This window comes from Streptomyces sp. NBC_00385 (genome assembly GCF_035917155.1).
In the GTDB taxonomy this organism is placed as follows: domain Bacteria; phylum Actinomycetota; class Actinomycetes; order Streptomycetales; family Streptomycetaceae; genus Streptomyces; species Streptomyces poriferorum.
The window spans coordinates 1,931,310-1,951,703 of the sequence record NZ_CP107951.1; the positions used below are offsets into that span (position 1 = coordinate 1,931,310).

Here is a 20,394-nt window from a genome sequence, read left to right on the forward strand (position 1 = left end):
GCCCCACGTCCCGTACCGCTCTTCCGCCTCCTTCTGTCCGTCACGGACAGAAGGGCACACGCCCCGGCACCTCCTTCTGTCCGTCACGGACAAGGACACGCGCCCCACCACTCCCGATCGGAGCATGCCGCGCCCCCTTCCCCGCACCTAGCCTGCAGAAAGAGAAGCGTCCGAAACACCCCCAGGAGCCCCGCATGACCGCAATTCCGCAGGAGCGCCGCGTCGTCACTGCCATTCCCGGCCCGAAGTCCGTGGAGCTGCAGGCTCGCCGGCTCGCGACGGTCGCCGCAGGTGTGGGCTCCACCCTGCCGGTGTTCACCGCCCGCGCGGGCGGCGGGATCATCGAGGACGTGGACGGGAACCGTCTGATCGACTTCGGTTCCGGCATCGCCGTGACCTCGGTCGGCGCCTCCGCCGAAGCCGTCGTGCGCCGGGCCTCCGCCCAGCTCGCCGACTTCACCCACACCTGTTTCATGGTCACGCCGTACGAGGGGTACGTCGAGGTCTGCGAGCAGCTCGCCGAGCTCACCCCGGGCGACCACGCGAAGAAGTCCGCGCTGTTCAACTCGGGCGCCGAGGCCGTCGAGAACGCGGTGAAGATCGCCCGCGCCCACACCAAGCGCACCGCGGTCGTCGTCTTCGACCACGGCTACCACGGCCGGACCAACCTCACGATGGCGCTGACCGCCAAGAACATGCCGTACAAGCACGGCTTCGGTCCGTTCGCGCCCGAGGTCTACCGCGTCCCGGTGGCCTACGGCTACCGCTGGCCGACCGGTGCAGAGAACGCAGGCGCGGAGGCGTCCGCCCAGGCCATCGACCAGATCACCAAGCAGATCGGCGCGGAGAACGTCGCCGCGATCATCATCGAGCCGGTGCTCGGCGAGGGCGGCTTCATCGAGCCGGCGAAGGGCTTCCTGCCGGCGATCGCGCAGTTCGCCAAGGACAACGGCATCGTCTTCGTCGCCGACGAGATCCAGTCCGGCTTCTGCCGCACCGGCCAGTGGTTCGCCTGCGAGGACGAGGGCGTCGTCCCGGACCTGATCACGACGGCCAAGGGCATCGCGGGCGGTCTCCCGCTCTCCGCCGTGACCGGCCGCGCCGAGATCATGGACGCCGCGCACGCCGGCGGCCTCGGCGGCACCTACGGCGGGAACCCGGTCGCCTGCGCGGGTGCGCTCGGCGCCATCGAGACGATGCGCGAGCTGGACCTGAACGGGAAGGCGAAGCGGATCGAGGAGGTCATGAAGGGCCGCCTCGCCGAGATGCAGTCGAAGCTTCCCAACGGTGGCCTCATCGGTGACATCCGCGGCCGCGGCGCGATGATCGCGATCGAACTGGTGAAGGCGGGGACGAAGGACCCGAACCCGGAGGCCGCCGCACAGCTCGCGAAAGCCTGCCACGCCGAGGGCGTGCTCGTCCTGACCTGTGGCACGTACGGCAACGTGCTGCGCTTCCTGCCGCCGCTGGTGATCGGTGAGGACCTGCTGAACGAGGGCCTCGACGTGCTCGAGCAGGCGTTCGCCGGAGTCTGATCCGCCCGCCCCCGGTGGCGGCGCACGGCGTTTTCTCCGCGGATGCCCGGTGCCCGCGTGAGGGCCTGTGAAGAAGGTGTGCGGGGGCGATGGCGGGATACCGTTCCCGCTGTCGGTCCCCCCATCGCCTGACGTACGGTTTCCGCAGATGAGAGAAACACCCCGCCCGCAGGGGACTGCGGGTGATGCCGGGCCGGAGCTTCCCCAGCGCCGTCCTGGTTGTGCCTTCGCGCACACCACTGGAGCCTCCGGCTCCGGAACTCCTCACCGATCGGATGGCCGCCCGCCCCACACCCCCCGGGGCGCGCGGCACACCGGTCCCACCGTCCGGCCCGGAACAACCCCCCCTGTCCCGGGCCGGACGGCCCTTTTCTTCTCCGTGGTGTCGGGCCTGCTGGCCCTGTTCGCACTCACCACCTGGCAGATCGCGGCCGACGGCCCGCTGCGCCGCCTGGACGAGCGCGCCGGCCGTGCCCTCGTCGGACACGGCCCCGAGCGGCTCACCGAACTCCTCGCCGACCTCGGCAACATGCAGGTCGCGCTCCCCGTCCTCGGCTGCGCGATCCTGTGGACCCTGGTGCGCGGGGAGCGGCGGGCGCCGCTAGCCGCCGCCCTGACCATGGCGGCCGTGCCGCTGCTTGTCGTCCCGCTCAAGGACTGGATCGCCCGCCCGGGACCGCTGACCGACGCCACCGGCTACTACCCCTCGGGCCATGCCGCGACCGCCGCCGTGGCGTACGGCGCCGCGGCGCTCCTGCTCGCCCCGTATGTGCGCTACCCATGGATGATGCCCGTCGCCGCCGTCCTGATGACGGTGGCGACGGGCATCGGTCTGGTGCTCCGCGGCTACCACTGGCCTCTCGACGTAGCAGGCAGCTGGTGGCTGTGCGGGGTGCTGCTGGTGGCGCTGCGGTTGTTCAGCCGCCGAAGTACGCGTCGAAGTTCTTCGAGAACTCCCAGTTGTTGAAGCGGTCCCAGTTGACGGACCACGTCATCAGGCCGCGCAGCCCCGACCAGGTGCCGTGGGTGGCGTACGAACCGCAGTCGGTCTTCTTGGTCAGGCAGTTCAGCGCCTTGGTGACCTCGGCGGGCGAGGTGTGTCCGTTGCCCGCCTGCGTGGAGGCGGGCAGGCCGATCGCGACCTGGTCGGGGCGGAGACCGGGGAAGACCTTGGTCTGGTCGCCCGCCACCGGGAAGCCGGTCAGCAGCATGTCGGTCATCGCGATGTGGAAGTCTGCGCCGCCCATGGAGTGGTACTGGTTGTCCAGACCCATGATGGAGCCCGAGTTGTAGTCCTGGACGTGCAGCAGCGTGAGGTCGTCGCGCAGCGCGTGGATCACCGGCAGGTAGGCCCCGGCGCGCGGGTCCTGGCCGCCCCAGGGCCCGGAGCCGTAGTACTGGTAGCCGAGCTGCACGAAGAAGGTCTCGGGGGCCATGGTGAGGACGAACTTCTCGCCGTACTTGGCCTTGAGGGACTTCACCGCGGAGATCAGGTTGACGACGACGGGCGTGGTGGGGCTGCGGAAGTCGGTGTCGCCGGTGTTCAGCGAGAGGGAGTGGCCCTCGAAGTCGATGTCCAGGCCGTCGAGACCGTACTCGTCGATGATCTTGCTGACCGAGGAGACGAAGGTGTCACGGGCGGCGGTGGTGGCGAGCTGCACCTGCCCGTTCTGGCCGCCGATGGAGATCAGCACCTTCTTTCCGGCCGCCTGCTTGGCCTTGATGGCCGCCTTGAACTCGGCCACGGACTCGACGTTCGGGCACTCGGTGACCGGGCAGAGCGAGAAGCGGATGTCGCCGGAGGTGACGGAGGTCGGCTCACCGAAGGCCAGGTCGATGACGTCCCAGGAGTCGGGCACGTCCGCCATGCGGGTGTAGCCGGAGCCGTTGGCGAAGCTGGAGTGCAGATAGCCGACGAGCGCGTGGGCCGGGAGGTCCGAGCCGCCGCCGCCTCCGCCGCCCGCCGTGGTGGTCGCGGAGACCGCGGCGGACTTCGCGGACTCGCCCGCCTCGTTGGTGGCGGTGACCTGGAAGCTGTACGCGGTCGAGGCGGTCAGGCCCGTCACGGTCGCCGACGTGCCGGTGGCGGAGAGGACCTTCGTTCCGCCCCGGTAGACGTTGTAGCCGGTGGCGCCCGTGGCGGCGGTCCAGGACAGCGGTACCGAGGACGAGGTGGGCGTGCCGGCCCTGAGGCCCGCGGGGACCGCCGGGAGGACGACCGGGTCGCCGCCGGGGCCGACGAGGGTGAGGTCGTCGGCGTAGTAGGCGGGGGTTCCGTACCAGCCGTGCGTGTACACGCTGACGGAGGTGGTCGAGGCACCGGTCTTGAAGGTGGTGGTGAGCTGCTTCCAGGCCCCGGCGGACTGCGTCCAGGTGGACACGTCGGTGGTGCCGGTGCCCGCCGCGCCCAGGTAGACGTAGCTGCCCTGCACCCAGGCGCTCAGCGTGTACGTGGAGTTGGGCTTCACCGTCACGGTCTGGGAGCACTTGGCGTTGTCGCTGCCGGCCGGGGTCGCCTTCAGCGCCGAGGTGCCGCCGTGTACGGGCGTGCTGACGGCGACTCCACTGCCGCCCGTACAGTTCCAGCCGGTCAGGCCGGCCTCGAAGGTGCCGTTGCGCGCCACATCGGCGTCGGCCGCCGCGGCGCTCGGCGCCGTCGCGGCCAGGCCGCCGACGGCCAGCAGGGCGGCCGAGAAGGCCGCCAGAAGTCCGGTCATGCGGGCGGGGGGTCCCGTGCGTTCCACAACGGCCTCCGTGCAGGGGGGAATTGAGTGTGGCGCACAACATGGTCCAGACCAATCAGGTTGTCAAGACCTCTGGCATCCACCCCGCTATTCCCGTCCTCCCGCCGCGGCCTCATGCATCGCCAGCTCCAGCAGCGTGGCGTCGGTGAGCGTGCCGGATCCGTCCGGCGGAATCAGCCAGCGGACCTTGCCGACGACGGCCCGCCCCGGATGGGGCACGACGATCCAGGTACCCGGGCCCGCGCCCCGCACCCCCGTGCCCACCCAGCGGGCGGCCGTGCCCGGCGGCACGAAGAAGCCCATGCGGGCATCGCCGAAGCCGGCGAGGACCGGTCCCGGCCGGTCGATGAGGCGGGTGAGCACGTCGAGCGTCGGATAGCCCAGCTCCCCCGGAAGGATCAGCACGTCCCAGCGCCGGCCGGCGGGCAGGAGCGCGACCCCTCGCGGATCGCGCTCCCATTCCCACCGGCAGGCGCCGGGATCCGGTGCCACCGATGCAAGCCACTCGACTGCTGCCCTGGCCCCCGCGCCCGTCATGACCGGCCTCCGTTCCGTGTCGCACCGGCAGGAGGCGCCGGTGCGTTCACCGGGGAGAGAGGGGTCGGGCCGATCCATTACGCGGGTTCGGCTACCCATCGGTAGTGATCTGGGTCACCCGCCCGCGGCCTGTGGGTCAGCTGTCGAAGCCGAGGCCCACGCGGTCCATCGTCCGCAGCCACAGGTTGCGGTGGCCGCCGTTGTCGTCGGCCCTGGCCAGCGACCTCTTCGTCAGCTCGATCCCGGCCCAGGCGAGGGGCTCCGGCGGGAAGGGCATCGGCTTCGTCCGCACCATCTCCAGGGCGGTCCGCTCGGTGGGGCGGCCCGCGAGGAGGTCGAGCATGACGTCGGCACCGAACCGGGTGGCACCGACGCCGAGCCCGGTGAATCCGGCGGCGTAGGCGACCCGTCCCTGATGGGCCGTACCGAAGAATGCGGAGAACCGGGAGCAGGTGTCGATCGCACCGCCCCAGGCATGGCTGAAACGCACGCCCGCCAATTGCGGAAAGCACTCGAAGAACTGCCCGGCGAGTTTGAGGAACGTCTCGGGGCGCTGGTCGAGTTCGGCGCTCAGCCGGCCGCCGTACGGATAGATCGCGTCGTATCCGCCCCACAGGATCCGGTTGTCCGCGGAGAGCCGGAAGTAGTGGAACTGATTGGCGCTGTCCCCGAGTCCCTGGCGGTTCTTCCAGCCGATGGCGGCGAGCTGGTCCCCGGTCAGCGGTTCGGTCATCAGCGCGTAGTCGTAGACCGGGACGGTGTACGGGCGGACCCGCTTCACGAGCGAGGGGAAGATGTTCGTCCCCAGAGCGACACGGCGGGCGAGGACCTTTCCGTACGGTGTGCGGACCGCCATTCCGGTTCCGGTTCTGGCCAGTTCCAGCCCGCGGGTGTGTTCGTAGATCCGCACGCCGAGGTCGAGACAGGCCCGCTTCAGGCCCCAGACCAGCTTGGCCGGGTGCAGCATCGCGACGCCGCTGCGGTCCCAGAGACCGCCCAGGAACGTCGGTGAGTCGACTTCGGCACGCAGCGCCTCCCGGTCGAGGAACTCGACTCCGCCGAAGCCGTGCCGTTCGGACTCCTGATGCCATTCCCGCAGCTCTTCGAGCTGGTGGGGCTGGGTGGCGACATCGATCTCGCCGGTACGCTCGAACTCGCAGTCGATGGAGTAGCGGGCCACGGCCGCCTCGATGGCGTCGAGGTTGCGCGCGCCCAGCTCCTCCAGCTTCTTGATCTCGTCGGGCCAGCGCTCCAGTCCGTTGGGCAGGCCGTGGGTGAGGGAGGCGGCGCAGAATCCGCCGTTGCGGCCCGAGGCGGCCCAGCCCGTCTCGTGCCCCTCGATCAGGACGACATCGCGTTCCGGTTCGCGTTCCTTGGCGAGCAGCGCGGTCCACAGTCCGCTGTAGCCGCCCCCGATGACGAGCAGATCGCAGTGCTCGTCACCGGTGAGCGCGGGGAGCGCCTCGGGCCTGCCGGGGTCGTCCAGCCAGAACGACACCGGCTTCGCGTCGGCGAGTGATTGTGCGGCAGTACGCATGGCAGCTGGGGCCATGGTTTCCAACTCCTTCGGGACTTTCAGGGTCGTGCTTTTTTGCGCCGGTTCGCGATCAGCTGACCGGCGAGAACCACCAGTACCGCAATGATGAACATCGCCGTGCCGATGACGTTGATCTGTACGGGCGTGCCGCGCTGTGCCGAGCCCCAGACGAACATGGGGAAGGTGACGGTGGAACCCGCGTTGAAATTGGTGATGATGAAATCGTCGAAGGAGAGCGCGAAGGCGAGCAGCGCTCCCGCGGCGATTCCGGGGGCGGCGATCGGCAGGGTCACCCGCACGAAGGTCTGTACCGGCCCTGCGTACAGATCGCGGGCCGCCTCCTCCAGCCTCGGATCCATCGACATGACGCGCGCCTTGACGGCCGTGACGACGAAGCTGAGGCAGAACATGATGTGGGCGATGAGGATCGTCCAGAAGCCCAGCTGCGCACCCATGTTCAGGAACAGCGTGAGCAGCGACGCGGCCATGACGACCTCGGGCATCGCCATCGGCAGGAAGATCAGCGAGTTGATCGCCCCGCGCGCCCGGAAGCGGTAGCGGACCAGGGCGAACGCGATCATCGTGCCGAGGACGGTCGCGCCGACCGTGGCCCAGACGGCGATCTGGAGGGAGAGCGAGAGCGAGCCGCACATGTCGGCGACGCCGCAGGGATCCTTCCAGGCGTCGGTCGAGAAGCGCTGCCAGGAGTAGTTGAAGCGCCCGTTGGGCTTGTTGAAGGAGAACACCATCACGACGATGTTCGGAAGGATCATGTAGGCGAGGGTCAGCAGACCCGCGATGACGATCAGATGGCGTCGCAGCCAGCGCAGTACGGGCATCAGACCAGGTCCTCCGTCCCGGAGCGGCGGATGTAGAAGGTGACCGCGATCAGGACGACCGCCATGAGGATGAAGGAGAGCGCTGCCGCCGTCGGATAGTCGAGGACGCGCAGGAACTGGGTCTGGATGACGCTGCCGACCATCTTGGTGTCGGTGGAGCCCAGCAGTTCCGCGTTGACGTAGTCACCGCTGGCCGGGATGAAGGTCAGCAGCGTCCCGGAGACGACACCCGGCATGGACAGCGGGAACGTCACCTTGCGGAAGGTGGTGGCGGGCGTGGCGTACAGGTCCCCGGCGGCCTCGTGCAGCCGGCCGTCGATCCGCTCCAGCGAGGTGTAGAGCGGCAGGATCATGAACGGCAGGAAGTTGTACGTGAGACCGCAGACGACCGCCATCGGTGTGGCCAGGACGCGGTTGTTCTCGGTCCAGCCGAGCCAGCTGGTGACGTCCAGGACGTGCAGCGTGTTCAGTACGTCGACGACCGCGCCGCCGTCCGCGAGGATCGTCTTCCACGCGAGCGTGCGGATCAGGAAGCTGGTGAAGAACGGCGCGATGACCAGCACCAGCACCAGGTTCCGCCAGCGGCCGGCCTTGAACGCGATGAGGTAGGCGAGCGGGTAGCCGAGCAGCAGACACAGGATCGTGGCGGTGCCCGCGTACAGCAGGGACCGGATGAACTGCGGGTAGTAGTCGGTCAGCGCGTCCCAGTACGTCTGGAAGTGCCAGGTGACCTCGTATCCCTGCTCCAGGGATCCGGTCTGTACGGAGGTCGAGGCCTGGTAGACCAGTGGCAGCGCGAAGAAGACGACGAGCCACAGGATGCCGGGCAGAAGCAGCCAGTACGGCACGAGGCGCTTGCGGGTGGAGGGCTTGCGCAGGACCGGCTCGGCCGCGGGGGCCGGTGGCGCCTCCTTGGTGAGGCTCACGCCGCGTCCTCCACCGTCTCCACGCCGGCGTCGATGTCCTGGGCGGCGTCCAGACCGAAGGTGTGGGCCGGATTCCAGTGCAGGACGACCTCGGCCCCGGCGGTGAGCCGTGCGCGCCTCTCGACGTTCTGCTCGTAGACCTGGAGGGACTTGCCCGCCGGGCTCTCCACCACGTACTGCGTGGAGACCCCGATGAAGCTGGAGTCGATGATGCGGCCGGTGACCCGGTTGCGGCCCTCGGCTATCTCGTCCGCGTCGTCGCGGTGCGTGAGGGATATCTTCTCCGGGCGGATGCCGAGGAGCAGCCTGCCGCCGTTCGCGGTCGGCGCCGGACAGCGGTCGGCGGGCAGCCGCAGCTTGCCGCCCCCGGCCGCTACGACGATGTCCGTGCCGGTGGAGACGACCTCGCCCTCGATGAGGTTCGAGGTGCCGAGGAAGTTGGCGACGAAGGTGGTCCGCGGGTTCTCGTAGAGGTCCGCCGGGTCGCCCAGCTGCTCGACCCGGCCCGCGTTCATCACCGCGACGGTGTCGGCCATGGTCATGGCCTCCTCCTGGTCGTGGGTGACGTGGATGAACGTGATGCCGACCTCGGTCTGGATCCGCTTGAGTTCGAGCTGCATCTGGCGGCGCAGCTTGAGGTCGAGGGCGCCCAGCGGTTCGTCGAGGAGCAGCACCTGCGGGTGGTTGATCAGGGCGCGGGCGACGGCGACGCGCTGCTGCTGGCCGCCGGAGAGCTGATGGGGCTTGCGCCTGGCGAAGTCGCCGAGCTGGACGAGCTCCAGCATGTCGTCGACCTGCTTCTTGACCGACTTGATGCCGCGCCGGCGCAGTCCGAAGGCGACGTTCTCCGTGATGTCGAGGTGCGGGAACAGCGCGTAGCTCTGGAAGACGGTGTTGACGGGCCGCTTGTACGGGGGGAGGTCCGTGATGTCCCGGCCGCCGAGGGTGACGGTTCCGGTGGTGGCCTCCTCCAGGCCCGCGATCATCCGCAGGGTGGTGGTCTTGCCGCAGCCGGACGCGCCGAGCAGCGCGAAGAAGGAGCCCTGCGGGACGGTCAGATCGAGCGGTTGGACGGCGGCGAAGGAGCCGTACGTCTTGCTGATCCCGGTGAGGCGGACGTCGCCGCCTGTCTGCTGCTGTGTCATGGATCGCAGTCCCAGTGGTGTCAGAGGGAGATCAGGGGAGGGAGGGCGTGGCGTTGGCGGTCAGGCGCCGATGAGCTTGGCGAACTTCTCCTCGTACGCCGTCTCTTCCTCGGCGCTCAGGGAGCGGAAGGCGTGCGACCTGGCGGCCATCGCCTTGTCCGGGAGGATCAGCGTGTTGGCGGCCATCGCCTTGTCGATCCTGGCGAGTTCCTCGCGGACCCCGTCGACCGGGCAGACGTAGTTGATGTACGCGGCGAGCTGGGCGGCGACCGGGGGCTCGTAGTAGTAGTCCATGAGCTTCTCGGCGTTGGTCTTGTGCCGGGCCTTGGCCGGGACCAGCATGTTGTCGCTGGAGGTGATGTATCCGGCGGCCGGGATGGCGAACTTGATGTCCGGGTTGCCGGCCTGCAGCTGGATGATGTCACCGGCCCAGGCGACGCACGCGGCGATGTCGCCCTTGTCCAGGTCGGCGGTGTAGTCGTTGCCTGTGAAGCGGCGTATCTGGTTCTTGTCGACGCCCTTCTGCATCCGGCCTATCGCGGCGTCGTAGTCGGCGTCGGTGAACTTCCCCGGGTCCTTGCCCATGTCGAGCAGGGTCATCCCGACGGAGTCGCGCATCTCGGAGAGGAACGCGACCCGGCCCTTGAGGGTGGGGTCGTCGAGCAGCTGCGTCACGGAGTCGACCTTGCGGCCGCCGGTCGCCTTGGAGTTGTACGCGATGACGGTCGGGATGCCGGTCCAGGGGTAGGAGTAGGCGCGGCCCGGGTCCCAGTCGGGGGTGCGGAACTGGGGTGAGAGGTTGGCGAACGCGTGCGGCAGGTTCACCGGGTCGAGCTTCTGGGCCCAGCCGAGCCGGATGATGCGGGCGGCCAGCCAGTCGGTGACGATGATCAGGTCGCGGCCGGTGTCCTGGCCGGCCGCCAGCTGCGGTTTGATCTTCCCGAAGAACTCGACGTTGTCGTTGATGTCCTCGGTGTACTTCACCTTGATCCCGGTGCGTTCGGTGAACCCGTCCAGGGTGGGCCGGTGCTTCTCGTCCTCGCTGACGTCCATGTACTCGGTCCAGTTGGAGAAGTTGACCTGCTTCTCCTTGGCCGAGTGGTCGTCCGAGGCCTCTGCCGCGTCGCCCTCGCGTTTGGCGGGCGGGATGCCGCACGCGCTCAGCGTCCCCAGACCGCCGATCGCGAGGGCGCCCATGCCTGAGGCGCGCAGCAGCGATCGGCGGGTGAGGGCGCCCCTGCCGTTGGTCAGGCTCCGGCGCATCGCGGCCAGCTGGGCCGCCGAGAGTCGCTCGGGCTCGTACTGCTCCATACGCGTTGCCCTTTCGGGTGGGTATGCGGCCGGACCGGCCGGGTTATCGGTCCCCGAAGATCGTGCGGTGCCAGTCCTTCCGGGCGACCGCGGTGTTGTCGTACATCACGTGCTTGACCTGCGTGTACTCCTCGAAGGAGTACGACGACATGTCCTTGCCGAAGCCGCTGGCCTTGTAGCCGCCGTGCGGCATCTCGCTGATGATCGGAATGTGGTCGTTGATCCACACGCAGCCCGCCTTGATCTCGCGGGTGGCGCGATTGGCCCGGTACAGGTCGCGGGTCCAGGCGGAGGCCGCGAGTCCGTAGGGGGTGTCGTTGGCGAGGGCGATGCCCTCGTCGTCGGTGTCGAAGGGCAGCACGACCAGGACCGGGCCGAAAATCTCGGCCTGGACGATCTCGCTGTCCTGCGCGGCCCCGGCGACCAGGGTCGGCCGGTAGTAGGCGCCCTCCGCCAGTGCGCCGCCGGGGGCCTCGCCACCGGTGACGACGGTGGCGTAGGCGCGGGCGCGCTCGACGAAGCCGGCGACCCGGTCGCGCTGGGCGTGGCTGATCAGCGGGCCGAGGTCGGTCTTCGCGTCGAACGGGTCACCGAGGCGGACCGTCTCCATCAGTGCCGCGACGCCCTGGACGAAGGCGTCGTAGAGCGGACGCTGGACGTAGGCGCGGGTGGCCGCCGTGCAGTCCTGGCCGGTGTTGATGAGGGAACCGGCCACGGCTCCGTTGACCGCGGCCTCCAGGTCGGCGTCGTCGAAGACCACGAAGGGGGCCTTGCCGCCGAGTTCGAGGTGGAGGCGCTTGACGGTGGAGGTGGCGATCTCCGCGACGCGCCTGCCGACGGCGGTGGAGCCGGTGAACGAGGTCATCACGACGTCCGGGTGCCCGACGAGGTGCTCGCCCGCGTCCTTGCCGGCGCCGGTGACGATGTTGATCACGCCGTCCGGGATGCCCGCCTCGGTGGCCGCCTGCGCGAACATCAACGAGGTCAGCGGGGTGATCTCGGCGGGCTTGAGGACGATGGTGTTGCCCGCGGCGATGGCCGGGAGGACCTTCCAGGCAGCCATCTGGAGCGGGTAGTTCCAGGGGGCGATGGATCCGATGACACCGATCGCCTCACGCCGTACGTACGAGGTGTGGTCGCCGTCGTACTCGGCGGCGGACTTCCCCTCCAGATGGCGGGCGGCACCGGCGAAGAAGGACGTGTTGTCGACCGTGCCGGGGACGTCGAACTCGGTCGAGAGCTTGAGCGGCTTGCCGCACTGGAGGGACTCCGCGTACGCGAAGTCGTCCGCCTGCTCCGCGAGCACGGCGGCGAAGCGGTGCATGGCCTCGGACCGCTCGGCCGGGGTCGCTCCGGACCAGCCGGGGAACGCCTCGCGTGCCGCCGCGACGGCCGCGTCCACGTCCGCGGTTCCGGCCAGCTCGTAGGTGTACACGGTGTCGCCGGTGGCCGGATCCACCACCTCGTGACTCTGTCCTGATGTGCCGGACCGCAGCCTTCCGCCGATGTACTGCGCGCCGTCCGCGAAGCGGTCCTGCACCTGGAAGCTGTTGCCCATCACGCTCTCCTCCGCCGCTGCCCCGCAGACCGGGGGCGGCGTAGCTTCTGCTCGATTTGAGTGCCGATCCTGGCAGAGGAGACCGAGCCCAACAAGTGATTCCGTTGTTGCCTTTTGGTTACGCGACGGAATCTGTCGACCATGTGTCGTGTCGGTGCGGACTTCCGCGTACGGAGTGTCAGTGGCGGATGCCAGACTCGCGTGTCATGGAACACATCGGGGATGTCCGGGATGTCGGCGGGCTCGTGTCGCGGGCCGGTGCGGGCGACAGGGTGAAGTACCTGCTGTTCTGGGGGCACCGGCCGCGCCCGGACGGCCGGATCGGTGCGAGCTGCCTCAGTCAGTGGTGGCCCTCGCCGTTCACGGTCGACGGGGTGACGTACGCGTCGGCCGAGCACTGGATGATGGCCGGCAAGGCGAGGCTGTTCGGTGACGCGGAGGCCGCGGAGCGGGCGGTGGCGGCGAAGAGCCCGGCCGAGGCGAAGAAGGTGGGCCGGCTGGTCCGCGACTTCGACGGGAACGTGTGGGAGCGCGAGCGGTTCCGGCTGGTGGTCGAGGGCAGCTTCCACAAGTTCGGCCAGAACGCGGAGCTGGGCGGATTCCTGCTGGGCACGGGCGACCGGGTGCTGGTCGAGGCGAGCCCGATGGACCGGATCTGGGGCATCGGTCTCACGGCGGACGACCCGCGCGCGGAGGACCCGGCGACCTGGCGGGGCCTGAATCTGCTGGGGTTCGCGCTGATGGAGGCGCGGGCCGCGCTGCGGGACGGCGCGGACAGCATATGAAAGGGGGCCCGCGGGGGGTGTGGAATGTGCTCCACACCCCCCGCGGGCCCCGATACCCGGCCGTTCACCGGGCAGAGCCGGGGACCGGGGATGCCGTTACGCGCCCTCGACGACGAAGGATGTCATCGCGCGCCCGCGACGACCGGGGACGTCACCGCGCATCCTCGATGACGAGGGATGTCCCGTAGGTGTTGTCGTCGCCGTAGGTGGTGTCGTCGTCGAACTCCTCCGCGTGCGTCGCGAAGAGCCAGATGAGGCCACCGATGATGATGACGCCGATGGCGATGCCGACGGACCCCAGGATGAGCCCGGCCAGCGCCTGGCCGGCGTTGTCCGCCTCCCCGCGCGCGGCCCGCTTGCGGCCGATGATGCCGAAGATCAGCGCGAGCGTCCCCAGAACGAGACTGGGGATGCCGTAGATGCAGAACAGGCAGACGGCGAGGATTCCCAGCACCATCGACGCCGTGCCCATGCCGTTGGCGGGCCCCGCGCCCCACGCCGGCTGGCCGCCGTAGCCCGGGTAGCCGCCGTACTGCGGGGCCGGCGGGACCGGGTAGCCGTACTGCGGCGGGGCCGGGTAGCCGTACTGTCCCGCGGGCGGCGGGGCCGCCTGACCGGGACCGTTCGGACCGACCGGCGGTGGCGGCACCGTCCCTGGGTCCTGCCAGGGGCCGGCCGGCTGTCCCTGGCCGGGCGGGCCGAAACCGGCCGTGGGTATGGGGCCCGTCCCGGAGTTCGGCATCGACGTGACCGTCTGCTGATCGTGCACGGGCGGCGGCCCCGGATGCCCGGTGCCCGCGTCCGTCTGCGGACGGGTGTCGCCGGTGTTCTTGGCCAACGGCACCTTGGCGTCCGGCGGAGCCCACGGATCGCGCGGCGCGGACCCGTCCGCGGGCCGTTCTGAGCTGTCTGACATGGGCCTCCCCCATCGTGATGCCGTCATGCTACGGGCCACCCCGTCCTACGATGACTCCCGTCCCCTGCCCGGTTCCCTGTCATACCGGGCCCCGTACCACCCCTGCCCCCGGAGGATCCGATGACCGATCTGCACCCCTTCATCGCGGGGCTGCCCAAGGCCGAGCTCCATGTCCACCATGTCGGCTCGGCCTCACCCCGCATCGTCGCCGAACTGGCCGCGCACCACCCCGACTCCAAGGTCCCCACCGCCCCCGAGGCGCTGGCCGACTACTTCACCTTCACCGACTTCGGCCACTTCATCGACGTGTACCTCTCGGTCGTGGACCTGATCCGCACCCCGGAGGACGTCCGGCTGCTGACGTTCGAGGTGGCCCGGGACATGGCGCGGCAGAACATCCGTTACGCGGAGCTGACCGTCACCCCCTTCTCCTCCACCCGCCGCGGCATCCCCGAACAGGCCTTCATGGAGGCCATCGAGGACGCCCGCAAGGCCGCCGAGTCCGAGCTCGGGGTCGTCCTGCGCTGGTGCTTCGACATTCCGGGCGAGGCAGGTCTGGAGGCCGCCGAGGAGACCACCCGCCTCGCCGTGGACCTGCGGCCGGAGGGGCTCGTCTCCTTCGGTCTCGGCGGCCCGGAGATCGGCGTGGACCGCCCGCAGTTCAAGCCCTACTTCGACCGGGCGATCGCCGAGGGCCTGCACTCCGTGCCGCACGCCGGGGAGACCACGGGACCGCAGACGATCTGGGACGCGCTGACCTCGCTGCGGGCCGAGCGCATCGGCCACGGCACCAGTTCGGTCCGCGACCCGAAGCTGCTGGCCCACCTCGCCGAGCACCGCATCGCCCTGGAGGTGTGCCCCACCTCCAACATCGCGACCCGGGCCGTCACGGACATCGAGCAGCACCCGGTGAAGGAGATGGTGGAGGCCGGTGTCCTGGTCACCATCAACAGCGACGACCCGCCGATGTTCGGTACCGACCTCAACAGTGAGTACGGGGTGGCTGCCCGCCTGCTGGGACTCGACGAGCGGGGCCTCGCGGCGCTCGCGAAGAACGCCGTCGAGGCGTCCTTCCTCGACGCGGCAGGCAAGCGCACGCTGGCCGCCGAGATCGACACGTACACGACGGACTGGCTGGAGCACACCGGCCGGTGACCCCTCAGTGGTGACAATGGCCCCATGGCCACTGTCACTCCTGTCACCTCTGTCACCGCCGTCGCGCACCGCGGAGATCCCTACCGCGTCCGCGAGAACACCCTCCTCTCGATCCGCTCCGCCATCGAACGGGGGGCGGACGCGGTCGAGATCGACGTCCGGGTCACCCGCGACGGCGTACCGGTCCTGCTGCACGACGCCACGCTGGAGCGGCTCTGGGGTCATGACGTGCGGCTGGACCGGCTCACGCACCAGGAGCTGACCGAGCGGACCGAGGGCGCGGTGCCCACCCTGCGCGAGGCGTTGCTCGTCGCCGGGGCGCACCGCCTCATGCTCGACCTGCCCGGGTCCACGGCCGATTCCGTCCGCGGGACCGTCGGCGTGGTCCGTGAGTGCGGGGCCGGTGAACGCGCCTACTACTGCGCGGGGCCCGAGGCGATGCTGAGGGTGCGGGCCGCCGACCCGTCCGCCGAGATCGCCATGACCTGGACGACACTGGCCCCGCCCCGGGCGGCCCTGCTCGACGCGGTGCGGCCGCGCTGGCTGAACTACCGGTTCGGCCTGGTGAGCCGGGAGCTGACGGACCGCAACCACCGTGACGGGCTGCTGGTGTCGGCGTGGACGGCGGACACCGGCCGCACGATGCGCCGGCTGATCCGGCAGGGCGTGGACTCGATCACCACCAACCGGATCGACGTCCTGCACAAGGTGATCCTCAACTCCACCACGTCTCAGGGATCTTGACCGGTCCGGCATCATGGACGGGACCTCATCGTCCTGATGCCAGGCCGGCGCCAAGGAGCCAGACGTGACCGCCCCCCGCAGCAATTCCGTTCCCGCCCGCGTCCGTTCCGACGTCGCCCACAACGCCCGCGTGTGGAACTACTGGCTCGGCGGCAAGGATCACTTCCCGGTGGACCGGACCGTCGGTGACCAGGTCACCGGCATGTATCCGAGCATCGGCGAAGTGGCCCGGGCGGACCGGGCGTTCCTCGGCCGGGTGGTGCGGCACCTGGCCGGCGACGCGGGCATCGGCCAGTTCCTGGACATAGGCACCGGCCTGCCGACGGCGGACAACACCCATGAGGTGGCCCAGCACACCGCGCCCGACGCCCGCGTCGTCTACGTCGACAACGACCCCATCGTCCTGGCGCACGCCCGCTCGCTGCTCACCAGTTCACCGGAGGGCGCGACCGAGTACATCGACGCGGACGCCCGTCACCCGGACCGGATCCTGCGGGCCGCGCAGCCCACCCTCGATCTGGAGCGCCCGGTCGCGGTCATGCTGCTGGGCATCCTGAACTTCGTCCTCGACACGGACGAGGCGCTGCGGATCGTGCGGCAGTTGATGGCCGCGGTGCCGTCCGGCAGCTATCTGGTCCTCACCCACCCCACGCTGGAGCTGGGCGGCGAGGGCAACGAGGCGGCGATGCGGTTCTGGAACGAGAACGCCACTCCCCCGATCACCGCCCGCGGCCGTTTCGAGTTCGCCGCGTTCCTGGACGGGCTGGACATCCTGGATCCGGGCATCGTCTCGTGTGCGCGCTGGCGCCCCGGTCCCGGCCCGGCCGGGGCGGAGGTCGCCCAGTTCGGCGCGGTGGCGCGGAAGCCCTGACGGCGCCGCCCGATGCGCATACGCGACCTCACCGCGCGAGCGGGGCGGGCCGGTCCCGGCACGGTCGACCTCCTGATCGCGCTGCTGGTCCAGGCCGCCATGACCATGCCGTTCGTCGTGCCACGCGGCCCCGATCTGCCGGAGGCGACGTGGGCGACGTACGGGCTGACCACCCTGATGGTGCTGCCGCTGGTCGCCCGCCGCCGGGCGCCGGTCGCGGTCCTCCTCGCCGTGCTCGTGGCCGGCGGACTGTACAAGTTCGCCGTCGACGGCCCGGGCCAGCCGCTCCCGTACACCGGCCTCGTGGCGTTCTACACGGTGGCCGAGCTCTCCTCGCCGCCGAAGCGGACCGGGATCGCGCTGCTCACGACGCTGGCGGTCCTGGTCTCCGTCGGGTTCGACAGCGACGCGCTGAGGGAGCTGCTCTTCTCCCTGTTCGTGTTCGCCGCGGCCTACGCCTTCGGCCGGCTCGCCGTGACACGCAAGGCGTATCTGCGGGCGGTGGAGGACCGGGCCCGCCAGCTGGAGCTGACGCACCTAATCGAGGCGGAGCAGGCCGCAGCCCGTGAACGGGCCCGGATCGCCCGGGAGATGCACGACGTCCTGTCCCATGCCGTGAGCCTGATGATCGTGCAGGCCAAAGCCGGCCCGGTGGCGGTCCGTACGGCTCCGGAACGTGCCGAGGCCGCCTTCGACGCGATCTCGGAGGCGGGCCGGGACGCCATGGTGCAGCTGCGCCGGATGCTCGGCGTGCTGCGCGACGGCGAGGGAGAACCGGACGCGCCCCGCGAGCCCCAGCCCCTGCTGGACGGGTTGCCCGGCCTGGTGGAGCGGGTGCGGGCGGGCGGTCCGGCGGTCTCGTACGAGGTCACGGGCGACGGCCGGCCACCGGGCCCGGCGGTCGAGGCCACCGTCTACCGGATCGTGCAGGAAGCCCTGACGAACGTGGTCCGGCATGCCGGCGCGGCCTCGGTCCGGGTGCGGCTGGAGCACGGGCGCGAGGCGTTGAGCCTGACGGTCACCGATGACGGGCGCGGCCCCGGCGGTGGATCGGGGCTGGGGCTGACCGGCATCCGGGAGCGTGCCGCCGCGCACGGGGGCACGGCCCGCACCGGCCCCGGTCCGGACGGCCGTGGCTTCCGGGTCGCGGTGACGATCCCGCACCCGCGGCCGGAATCAGCGACGGCACGACGGACAGGAGTGGAGCAGTGACGATCCGCGTGGTGGTCGCCGACGACCAGGAGCTGGTGCGCAGCGGCTTCGCGATGATCCTGGACGCGCAACCGGACATCGAGGTGGTGGCCGAGGCAGGTGACGGCGCCGCGGCCGTCGAGGCCGTGCGGCGGCTGGCCCCCGAGGTGGCGCTGCTCGACATCCGGATGCCCGGAACGGACGGCATCGAGGCCTGCCGCACCATCACGGCCGGGAGCGGTTGCCGGACGGTCATGCTGACCACGTTCGACTCGGACGAGTACGTCTACGAAGCTCTGCACGCAGGGGCGAGCGGCTTCCTGCTCAAGGACGTCCGCCGGGACGATCTGGTGCACGCGGTACGCGTGGTGGCGGCCGGGGACTCGCTGCTGGCGCCCTCGGTGGCGCGCCGGCTCATCGCCGAATACACCTCGCGGCCGCCCGCCGCGGCGGTGGAGCCGTCCGCGCGCCTGGACGTGCTGACCACGCGGGAACACGAGACGCTGCTCCATCTGGCGCGCGGGCTGTCGAACGCGGAAATCGCGGCGGAGCTGGTCGTCAGCGAGCACACGGTGAAGACGCATGTCGGCAACGTGCTGTCCAAACTGGGTCTGCGTGACCGGATCCAGGCGGTGATCTGCGCGTACGAGTGCGGTGTCGTCTCTCCCTCTGCGGAGGGAGGGCCCGAAGGCTCCTCCCCCGCGCAGGGGAGAAGGCCTCCCCCGAGGAAACCCCCGCTCGGGTGATCCGCCCGGATGCGTGGATGAACAGGATGGATTCCGACAGCAGTTGAGGACTCCACCGGATTCCACGCCCAGGAGGCACCGGACATGAACGCCCGCACGTCCCGCACCGTCATCGCGGCCGCCCTGCTCCTCGGTATCGCCGCGGGCCCCGCCGCCTCACCGGCCCTGGCGGCGGTCGCGTCGCCGGTGTCCGGCCCGGCCGGCCGGTGGTCATCGCCCGTCGGAGCGTCGGAGGCCGAGGCGCTGCGGGCAGCGATCAGCGGAGTCCCGTCGGACGACGCCACGGCCGCGCTGGTGCGCGTCTCGGGCACCGGGGGTGTCTGGCGGGGCAGCGCCGGCGTCCACGACCTGGTGTCCGGGCGGCCGGCGGATCCGGCGGGGCGATTCCGGGCCGGTTCGGTCACCAAGGTCTTCACGGCGGCCGTGGTCCTCCAGCTGGCCGGGGAGGGCAGGATCGGCCTGGACCGCCCGGTCCGGCACTACCTGCCCGACCTGATCCCGGCGACGTACGGGAAGGTCACGGTGCGCCAGCTGCTGAACCACACGAGCGGCCTTCCGTCCGTCGACCCGGGCAACGGCGACACGGTGGAGGACTGGTACGAGCACCGGTTCGACCTGACCGACCCGGCGGAGGTGGTGCGCGAAACCACCGCGCACCGGCCGGACTTCGCGCCCGGCACCCAGCAGCACTACGCCAACATCGGCTACACGGTGGCGGGCCTGCTCATCGAGCGGGTGACGGGTGACACATACGCCTCCCAGGTCTCGCGTCGCGTCCTGGAGCCACTGCGTCTCAAGGACACCTTCTTCCCCGGCACCGATCCGTCGATACGCGGACGGCACAACCGCGGGTACCAGATATTCGGTACGGAGGGCGAGCTCCGCGACGTGACGGTGTGGGGGGCGAGCGACGCCTGGGCGGCGGGAGATCTGATCTCGACCACAGCCGATCTGGAGAGGTTCACCCGGGCACTGTTCGGTGGGCAGGTGGTGCGCGGGGCGCTGCTGGAGGAGATGTTCACCCTGCCCGGCGCCTCGGTGCGGGAGTACGGCACGGGCGGGCCTGCCGCGTACAGCGCGGGTCTCTCGGTGCTGACGCTGGGGGGGCGCGAGGTCTGGGGAAAGACGGGTGGCCGCTGGGGCTACAACACGGCCGTCGCCGCCACCCGTGATCTCTCCCGGACCCTCGTCTACAGCGTCAACGCGACGGACGCGAAGGGGAAGGACATGAATCCCACGGCGCGGGACATCATGGTGGCCGCCTTCGGCGCCCCGGCGGGTGGGTGACTCAGGCTGCCGGGACGGGCGCCGCGGCAGCCGCCGGCCCCGGCGTCCGCTCCATGGCCTCCAGCCGCTTGATCTTGCGGTGCACGATCAGCAGGGGGATCACCCCGAAGAAGCCGAACGACATGTCGATGACCGACCACCAGAAGGGGATGTCGCGGATCGGACCGCAGATCAGGGCGAGCGGGACGATCCCGGCACAGGCGATCATGCCGAATTCGATGACCCAGATGTTGCGGACCGGATCACGGTAGGGACCGTAGAAGGCGACCGCGATCACGAGATGCGCGAAGGCCAGCCAGTCGGTGCCGTACAGCACGAACGGATACTCGGCGTCGGCCGTGTCGATCCCCGTGCGGACACGGGTGATCCACTCCATCAGGGCCGGGAAGTGCTCGGGCACGGGCGAGGCCGGGGAGCTCAGCAGGTCCTCGGCCCAGCGCAGTTCGTGGACGAGCGGGAAGGCGGTCAGCCCGCTCAGAACCAGACAGACGATGAAGACGGCCAACCACACGCGTATACGCCTCCGCAGGGCGCGTCGCTCGCTCATGTCCGCAGCGTACGCCCGCG

19 protein-coding genes are annotated in these 20,394 nt (G+C 70.3%); 9 read left to right on the plus strand and 10 right to left on the minus strand.

Annotated features, from left to right (window positions below):
- Positions 1-194 precede the first annotated feature (194 nt).
- Together gabT and OG959_RS08320 are read left to right on the plus strand one after the other, a co-directional pair.
- Positions 195-1,535, plus strand: coding sequence for a 4-aminobutyrate--2-oxoglutarate transaminase (gene gabT, locus OG959_RS08315; protein WP_326657569.1), 1,341 nt, complete (start codon positions 195-197; stop codon positions 1,533-1,535).
- 148 nt (positions 1,536-1,683) lie between these two features.
- Positions 1,684-2,502 carry a phosphatase PAP2 family protein gene (locus OG959_RS08320; protein ID WP_326657570.1) on the plus strand — a complete coding sequence of 273 codons (819 nt, stop codon included), beginning with the start codon at positions 1,684-1,686 and terminating at the stop codon, positions 2,500-2,502.
- Here OG959_RS08320 and OG959_RS08325 read toward each other — a convergent pair.
- The 8 genes from OG959_RS08325 to OG959_RS08360 all read right to left on the minus strand — a co-directional run bounded on the left by OG959_RS08325 (position 2,453) and on the right by OG959_RS08360 (position 12,132).
- Positions 2,453-4,279 (minus strand): chitinase, encoded by a 1,827-nt coding sequence (locus OG959_RS08325; RefSeq protein ID WP_326657571.1) that lies wholly within the window; start codon positions 4,277-4,279, stop codon positions 2,453-2,455. The genes OG959_RS08320 and OG959_RS08325 overlap by 50 nt on opposite strands.
- Positions 4,280-4,366: 87 nt before the next feature.
- Entirely contained in the window at positions 4,367-4,816 is a 450-nt protein-coding gene (locus OG959_RS08330) for a hypothetical protein (protein ID WP_326657572.1), read from the minus strand.
- Between the two features lie 136 nt (positions 4,817-4,952).
- Entirely contained in the window at positions 4,953-6,368 is a 1,416-nt protein-coding gene (locus OG959_RS08335) for an NAD(P)/FAD-dependent oxidoreductase (protein ID WP_326657574.1), read from the minus strand.
- 23 nt (positions 6,369-6,391) lie between these two features.
- Positions 6,392-7,192 carry an ABC transporter permease gene (locus OG959_RS08340; RefSeq protein ID WP_148021210.1) on the minus strand — a complete coding sequence of 267 codons (801 nt, stop codon included), beginning with the start codon at positions 7,190-7,192 and terminating at the stop codon, positions 6,392-6,394.
- Positions 7,192-8,118 carry an ABC transporter permease gene (locus OG959_RS08345; RefSeq protein WP_326657575.1) on the minus strand — a complete coding sequence of 309 codons (927 nt, stop codon included), beginning with the start codon at positions 8,116-8,118 and terminating at the stop codon, positions 7,192-7,194. The genes OG959_RS08340 and OG959_RS08345 overlap by 1 nt, the downstream gene beginning before the upstream one ends.
- A complete protein-coding gene (locus OG959_RS08350) occupies positions 8,115-9,263 on the minus strand; it encodes an ABC transporter ATP-binding protein (RefSeq protein ID WP_326657576.1) in 1,149 nt (382 codons plus the stop codon). Before OG959_RS08350 ends, OG959_RS08345 begins: the two co-directional genes overlap by 4 nt.
- Positions 9,264-9,323: 60 nt before the next feature.
- Complete coding sequence (locus OG959_RS08355; protein WP_326657577.1) at positions 9,324-10,574, minus strand: polyamine ABC transporter substrate-binding protein; 1,251 nt, start codon at positions 10,572-10,574, stop codon at positions 9,324-9,326.
- A gap of 43 nt (positions 10,575-10,617) precedes the next feature.
- Complete coding sequence (locus OG959_RS08360) at positions 10,618-12,132, minus strand: gamma-aminobutyraldehyde dehydrogenase (protein WP_326657579.1); 1,515 nt, start codon at positions 12,130-12,132, stop codon at positions 10,618-10,620.
- A gap of 206 nt (positions 12,133-12,338) precedes the next feature.
- On the opposite strand from OG959_RS08360, the gene OG959_RS08365 reads away from it, so the two are divergent.
- Complete coding sequence (locus tag OG959_RS08365; RefSeq protein ID WP_326657580.1) at positions 12,339-12,917, plus strand: NADAR family protein; 579 nt, start codon at positions 12,339-12,341, stop codon at positions 12,915-12,917.
- Between the two features lie 151 nt (positions 12,918-13,068).
- Here the strand turns inward: OG959_RS08365 and OG959_RS08370 are convergent, their stop codons facing one another.
- A complete protein-coding gene (locus tag OG959_RS08370) occupies positions 13,069-13,833 on the minus strand; it encodes a DUF4190 domain-containing protein (RefSeq protein ID WP_326657581.1) in 765 nt (254 codons plus the stop codon).
- Between the two features lie 120 nt (positions 13,834-13,953).
- Between OG959_RS08370 and OG959_RS08375 the strand changes: the two genes are divergently transcribed.
- From OG959_RS08375 to OG959_RS08400, 6 genes are all read left to right on the plus strand, one after another.
- Positions 13,954-14,988, plus strand: coding sequence for an adenosine deaminase (locus OG959_RS08375; protein WP_326657583.1), 1,035 nt, complete (start codon positions 13,954-13,956; stop codon positions 14,986-14,988).
- A gap of 24 nt (positions 14,989-15,012) precedes the next feature.
- Positions 15,013-15,732, plus strand: coding sequence for a glycerophosphodiester phosphodiesterase (locus OG959_RS08380; protein WP_326657584.1), 720 nt, complete (start codon positions 15,013-15,015; stop codon positions 15,730-15,732).
- Positions 15,733-15,796: 64 nt separating this feature from the next.
- A complete protein-coding gene (locus OG959_RS08385) occupies positions 15,797-16,603 on the plus strand; it encodes an SAM-dependent methyltransferase (RefSeq protein ID WP_326657586.1) in 807 nt (268 codons plus the stop codon).
- Between the two features lie 12 nt (positions 16,604-16,615).
- Positions 16,616-17,815 (plus strand): sensor histidine kinase, encoded by a 1,200-nt coding sequence (locus OG959_RS08390; protein ID WP_326657588.1) that lies wholly within the window; start codon positions 16,616-16,618, stop codon positions 17,813-17,815.
- On the plus strand, positions 17,812-18,540 hold the full coding sequence (locus tag OG959_RS08395) for a response regulator transcription factor (RefSeq protein WP_326657590.1): 729 nt from the start codon (positions 17,812-17,814) through the stop codon (positions 18,538-18,540). Before OG959_RS08390 ends, OG959_RS08395 begins: the two co-directional genes overlap by 4 nt.
- A gap of 84 nt (positions 18,541-18,624) precedes the next feature.
- Entirely contained in the window at positions 18,625-19,827 is a 1,203-nt protein-coding gene (locus tag OG959_RS08400) for a serine hydrolase domain-containing protein (RefSeq protein ID WP_326657592.1), read from the plus strand.
- A 1-nt stretch (position 19,828) separates the two neighbouring features.
- Here the strand turns inward: OG959_RS08400 and OG959_RS08405 are convergent, their stop codons facing one another.
- Positions 19,829-20,374, minus strand: coding sequence for a hypothetical protein (locus tag OG959_RS08405; RefSeq protein WP_326657593.1), 546 nt, complete (start codon positions 20,372-20,374; stop codon positions 19,829-19,831).
- Between the last annotated feature and the right edge of the window lie 20 nt (positions 20,375-20,394).

Excerpts from the sequence above, each read along its gene's own strand:
- gabT (WP_326657569.1), top strand. The coding sequence starts at position 195 with ATGACCGCAATTCCGCAGGAGCGCCGCGTCGTCACTGCCATTCCCGGC.
- OG959_RS08320 (WP_326657570.1), top strand. The coding sequence starts at position 1,684 with ATGAGAGAAACACCCCGCCCGCAGGGGACTGCGGGTGATGCCGGGCCG.
- OG959_RS08330 (WP_326657572.1), bottom strand. The coding sequence starts at position 4,816 with ATGACGGGCGCGGGGGCCAGGGCAGCAGTCGAGTGGCTTGCATCGGTG.
- OG959_RS08335 (WP_326657574.1), bottom strand. The coding sequence starts at position 6,368 with ATGGCCCCAGCTGCCATGCGTACTGCCGCACAATCACTCGCCGACGCG.
- OG959_RS08340 (WP_148021210.1), bottom strand. The coding sequence starts at position 7,192 with ATGCCCGTACTGCGCTGGCTGCGACGCCATCTGATCGTCATCGCGGGT.
- OG959_RS08350 (WP_326657576.1), bottom strand. The coding sequence starts at position 9,263 with ATGACACAGCAGCAGACAGGCGGCGACGTCCGCCTCACCGGGATCAGC.
- OG959_RS08355 (WP_326657577.1), bottom strand. The coding sequence starts at position 10,574 with ATGGAGCAGTACGAGCCCGAGCGACTCTCGGCGGCCCAGCTGGCCGCG.
- OG959_RS08360 (WP_326657579.1), bottom strand. The coding sequence starts at position 12,132 with ATGGGCAACAGCTTCCAGGTGCAGGACCGCTTCGCGGACGGCGCGCAG.
- OG959_RS08365 (WP_326657580.1), top strand. The coding sequence starts at position 12,339 with ATGGAACACATCGGGGATGTCCGGGATGTCGGCGGGCTCGTGTCGCGG.
- OG959_RS08370 (WP_326657581.1), bottom strand. The coding sequence starts at position 13,833 with ATGTCAGACAGCTCAGAACGGCCCGCGGACGGGTCCGCGCCGCGCGAT.
- OG959_RS08375 (WP_326657583.1), top strand. The coding sequence starts at position 13,954 with ATGACCGATCTGCACCCCTTCATCGCGGGGCTGCCCAAGGCCGAGCTC.
- OG959_RS08380 (WP_326657584.1), top strand. The coding sequence starts at position 15,013 with ATGGCCACTGTCACTCCTGTCACCTCTGTCACCGCCGTCGCGCACCGC.
- OG959_RS08390 (WP_326657588.1), top strand. The coding sequence starts at position 16,616 with ATGCGCATACGCGACCTCACCGCGCGAGCGGGGCGGGCCGGTCCCGGC.
- OG959_RS08400 (WP_326657592.1), top strand. The coding sequence starts at position 18,625 with ATGAACGCCCGCACGTCCCGCACCGTCATCGCGGCCGCCCTGCTCCTC.
- OG959_RS08405 (WP_326657593.1), bottom strand. The coding sequence starts at position 20,374 with ATGAGCGAGCGACGCGCCCTGCGGAGGCGTATACGCGTGTGGTTGGCC.